Below are 2,731 nucleotides of genomic sequence, written 5' to 3'. Positions count from 1 at the left end.
CCTATGCAATTAAACACTAGCCTCTTGAAGGCGCACGACCTCCGGATCAGCATGGACGGCCAGGGGTCCTGGCGGGAAAACAAGCGAAGCGCAGTTTCGAGAGCCGATAGGCGAGAGGGCGAGGCCCGTCACAACGTCTTTGTCGAGCGCCAGTGGAAAAGCGTCCAGTACGAAGAGGGGTATCTCAAGGCCTACGACCGCGTCGCCAATGCGAAAGCCCATTGGCCACGTATTTGCACTTCTACAACGAGCGACGACCCCCTCGCTCCTTCGATGGCAGCACACCGGACGCGACTGACTTCGCGGTACTCGCGGCCGCCAAGCGACCGGCGGCGTAAGGCATGAGCAAGGGGCTCCGTGGATTTGTGGACGATGCGCTGTCGCGCACCGGGCCGCTTGCCGTGGAAAAGTCTGACGACCTTTCCACCACGCGTCCCTTCGCCCACCAGCTCCACCGAGCTCTATTCGTTTTGTATAGAATCCAGGAAAGTCAAAACCCACCGCGATACCGGTCAATCGACCACAACCTGCAGGGCTCCACTTATCCAGGAGCATTTCCTGTCCAAACAAGCGGGGCCACCTCTTTCGGATCGCAGCAGGCCATGGCTTATACTGCGGTGGGGTCTAACTTACTTAAGGAGCGCCTCTATAGGGTAGTCACCGGGATCTGACAGTCCCATTACCCCAGAGACATAATTACAAACACCATCGGGGAGACAACCATGAAGCAGATTTCCTATACCTGTGCATTGCTGTTACTAATGCTTGGACTACCTTCCATCGGCGTCGCGGGCATGTTTCGCCAATACTCCGATGCGCTTAACGAAACCGTCACACTGGTGAAAACAGGCGAACTCAAACAGGCTGTGGCAAAGATCGAAAACTTCAACGAGGGCAATGACAAAGACATCCTATACTTTTTCGAAAAGGGGGAACTACTGAGTCTCGGCAGCAACTTCATCAGCAGTCGCGAAACCTGGATGAAAAGCGACGAGATCATTCAGGCGTGGGAAAACGAATTTCGTAGCAATCCATCAAAGATATTTGGTGACATTGGCAGTTTTCTAATTAGCGACAAGACCCGTCGTTATGATGGGCAGGACTACGAAAAGGTGCTGCTCTCGACGCGCCTGACCATGAATCACATCATGCTCGGTAATTTCGACCATGCCCGCATCGAAATGAAGAAGACCTATGAACGTGAAAAACTGATCGAGGCTTTCCGAGAAAAGGAGTACGACGCGCTCAAGGTTGAGTCGAACAAACAGGATGCCGGTCAGGCCAGCAATCTTGAGGGTTATCCGATGCAGGAACTCGACACTCCGGAAGTTCGCGAGCTGAAGAACGGTTTTCAGAATGCCTTTGCACACTATCTGGCCGGTTATTTCTTTGAGGTCACCGATGAACCCTCTCTGGCCGAGCCAGGTTACCGTAATGCGCTGCAACTGGCACCTGGCAATACCATGATTAAGACTGCCCTCAATGAGATTGGCAAACGCGTGCCTGGCCTAGGCGAGACCGACGTGCTATTCGTCTTGGAGACCGGATTTGCGCCGCGCATCGACTCGTTGAATATTTCGATCCCCATCATGCGCAAGGGAGGAATAGTCATTACCCCACTCTCTTTCCCGCTACTCAAGGTTTCAGAACAAGTGCCAGTACCTTCCTCGCTAGCAGTTGCCGGGGGTCGATATCCGGTCGAAACGCTAACCAATATCGACACCATGGCACGGCGTCTGCTCAAGGATCAAATGCCGGGAATCATCTTGCGCACGGTTATCCGGGCGGGACTCAAATCGGTCGTTCAGGAACAAGCCAACAAGGCGCACTGGGTCGCCGGGCTGGTTGCCAATGTCGTATCTGCAAGTACCGAACAAGCCGACGACCGCAACTGGCGTACCCTGCCAGAACGTATTTCGATCGCTCGTGCCATGCTCCCGCAGGGTCGGCAAGTCATCGAATTCCAGACCCCAGCTGGTATCTACCGTACTGAAGCAGATGTCTCCGGTCGTTTCACGATTGTGCCGATCCGTATCACTGGGAACGCGGTCTATGTTGGACAACCGAACCGTGCCAAGGATATTTCCCCTGGATTGCTGCCCGACAAAATGATTCCCCCTGGCCACCTTGTTCCGCCTGCGCCTGACTCCAGTCGATCTTACGTGGCTGCCGCCTCATCCGTTGCACCCGTTGCACCCGTTGTACCTGTAGCACCGGCGATGCAGCCAACCGCGGACCTAGGCAAGCGTGTGCAGGTCGGCGATACTACCTACATTGGCGACTTTCGCTTTGCCCAACCCAGTGGGCTACCCAGTGGCAAGGGGGTAATCGAGTGGCAGAACGGACACCGCTTTGAAGGGCAACTCGTGAACGGTGTCAAGCAAGGCCATGGTGTCTTCATCGCACCGGGGAGTTTTCGTTACGAAGGCAATTGGGAGTCCAACAAACAGAACGGCAAGGGAAAAACAATCTTTGACAACGGGGATGTGTACGAAGGCGAAATACTGGACGGCGAATTCCACGGTCAAGGCAGTTACACGACAAAGGATGGTTACCGCTACGAAGGTTCCTGGAAAAAAGGCGTCAAAGAAGGACCGGGAAAACTGATTTTCCCCGATGGCGATTTCTGGGAAGGAATCTTCAGCAACGACCAACGGACAGCCCAGGGGAAAATGACCTTTGCGCCCAAGCCTGACATTGGAGCAAGGCAGTAAGGTGATTTCCTCATTTT

1 protein-coding gene and 1 pseudogene are annotated in these 2,731 nt (G+C 54.4%); both read left to right on the top strand.

What is annotated here, in order from left to right; translation table 11 throughout:
* A pseudogene (locus AW06_RS19490) lies at positions 1 to 338 on the top strand (integrase core domain-containing protein); the annotation flags it as partial.
* A 384-nt stretch (positions 339 to 722) separates the two neighbouring features.
* Positions 723 to 2,714 carry a hypothetical protein gene (locus AW06_RS21405; RefSeq protein ID WP_273704932.1) on the top strand — a complete coding sequence of 664 codons (1,992 nt, stop codon included), beginning with the start codon at positions 723 to 725 and terminating at the stop codon, positions 2,712 to 2,714.
* Positions 2,715 to 2,731 lie beyond the last annotated feature (17 nt).

This window comes from Candidatus Accumulibacter cognatus (genome assembly GCF_000584975.1).
Classification (GTDB): Bacteria; Pseudomonadota; Gammaproteobacteria; order Burkholderiales; family Rhodocyclaceae; genus Accumulibacter; species Accumulibacter cognatus.
Note: the sequence above shows the minus strand (reverse complement) of the source record. Positions and strands in the feature narration are given on the sequence as shown.